Here is a 1,823-nt window from a genome sequence, read left to right as displayed (position 1 = left end):
ATATGGGATGTAGAAACAGGAAAGCAGATAAGAAGTATCACAACAAAGGATAATGTTAATAGAGGTGCGTCTGAAAAGAGGAACTTTTATTGAAATTACAGAGGGGGATTAGAATGAAATACGAAAACGAAATAGCGGAAGTGATCCACGAAAACGCAATTGAAAACTTCAAATTAGGATTTATTTCAGAGGCAGAAATGCGTGAATTTGACGAATTGTGCCTTTTAAACCCTAAAACAAAAAATAAATCTTCCCCTGTTTATGCCGATGATAATTCTGTTAATGTTGAACATATAAGACAGGCAACTGCTTAATTTTGAATAGTCAAGTCCTAGACTCATTGCCGCGTCTACAAGCCATTCTTGCGGACCAGTTACAACATTTTATTAAATATATTCACTATATACCCAATTACCACAAAGAAAAATCAAAGGCTCTTGTCCGTTATCCTATCATGAAGCTTACGCATAACTTCGGACAACAACCCCTGATCCCCCTTTGTGTTAGCGAACCCAAGGTTCGATGTACCTTTGTGTGAGTCTTTTCCTATTCAGTCTTACCCTCGTCCTTCTCTCCGTCACTCTTCTTAGCCTTACCGCTCTTTGCTTGCGCGGAAGCTGCGGCGGGTTTGGGCTGTTCCCTGCCGGGGAAAATTTGCGCTCTTAGTTTCGCGTCCAGTTCTTTCATAAAGTCGGGGTGCTGTTCAAGGTATTCGCGGGTATTGTCCCTGCCCTGCCCTATTTTTTCATCGTTGTAAGAATACCACGCGCCGCTTTTTTTGATGATGTCGTACTTTACAGCGCAGTCTAAAAGACTGCCTGTCGCGGAAATGCCCTTGCCGAACATCAGTTCTATTTCTGTTTTTCTGAATGGGGGCGCAACTTTGTTTTTTACAACTTTGACGCGTACCCTGTTGCCGATAGCGTCAGCGTCCTTGCTAACTTCGATTGTTTCCGTTTTACGGACTTCAAGGCGTAATGATGAATAGAACTTTAGCGCGTTACCGCCTGTGGTGGTTTCCGGGTTGCCGAAAAAGACGCCGATTTTCATGCGGATTTGGTTGATGAAAATTAGAATTGTGCGCGATTTGCCGATGGTAGCCGTAAGTTTGCGTAGAGCCTGGCTCATAAGCCGCGCCTGCGCTCCCATTTGCGCGTCGCCCATTTCGCCCTCGATTTCCGATTGCGGGGTAAGCGCCGCGACCGAATCCACAACGATTACGTCTATCGCGCCTGAGCGGACAAGGTTTTCGGTGATTTCCATTGCCTGCTCGCCATTGTCGGGCTGGGAAACCCATAGTTCATCGATGTTTACGCCGAGGTTTTTCGCGTAAACGGGGTCTAACGCGTGTTCCGCGTCGATAAACGCGGCGTTTCCGCCCAATTTTTGGGCTTCGGCGATCGCGTGAAGGGCAAGAGTTGTCTTACCTGACGATTCAGGACCGAAAATCTCGATGATTCTGCCCCTGGGATAGCCGCCGATACCCAACGCCTCGTCCAAAAGGATTGAGCCTGAAGGTATTACCTCGATGCCTTGAGCCGCGTCGTGCGTTCCCAGTTTAATTAATGATCCCGCGCCAAATTGCTTTTCAATCTGAAGCCGGGCCGCTTCCAGGGCTTTTGCCTTTTCCTCGCTTGAAGCGTTAGGATTACCCCTGGTTTTTTCCGTGTCATTTGATTTTGCCATAAAATCTCCTCCCCTATATATGGCGCGCGGATTCGTGGCGCTTTACCGAAACATGAAATATTTTAGCTTATTTTTAAAATAATGTCTATAGACAACTACATGTTTGTCAAGTATTTTTTTTTAATTATTCATTGAAT

General features: G+C 45.6%; 2 protein-coding genes. One reads left to right on the top strand and one right to left on the bottom strand.

What is annotated here, in order from left to right:
* The first annotated feature begins 113 nt into the window (after positions 1 to 113).
* Positions 114 to 314, top strand: a complete 201-nt coding sequence (locus ACYVRA_RS06340) for a hypothetical protein (RefSeq protein WP_461251905.1) — start codon at positions 114 to 116, stop codon at positions 312 to 314.
* Between the two features lie 232 nt (positions 315 to 546).
* Here the strand turns inward: ACYVRA_RS06340 and recA are convergent, their stop codons facing one another.
* A complete protein-coding gene (gene recA / locus ACYVRA_RS06335; protein WP_461251904.1) occupies positions 547 to 1,686 on the bottom strand; it encodes a recombinase RecA in 1,140 nt (379 codons plus the stop codon).
* Between the last annotated feature and the right edge of the window lie 137 nt (positions 1,687 to 1,823).

The sequence above is a fragment of the Treponema sp. R8-4-B8 genome (assembly GCF_054786175.1).
This window is presented reverse-complemented; position numbering and strand designations above follow the sequence as displayed.

Excerpts from the sequence above, each read along its gene's own strand:
- ACYVRA_RS06340 (WP_461251905.1), top strand. The coding sequence starts at position 114 with ATGAAATACGAAAACGAAATAGCGGAAGTGATCCACGAAAACGCAATT.
- recA (WP_461251904.1), bottom strand. The coding sequence starts at position 1,686 with ATGGCAAAATCAAATGACACGGAAAAAACCAGGGGTAATCCTAACGCT.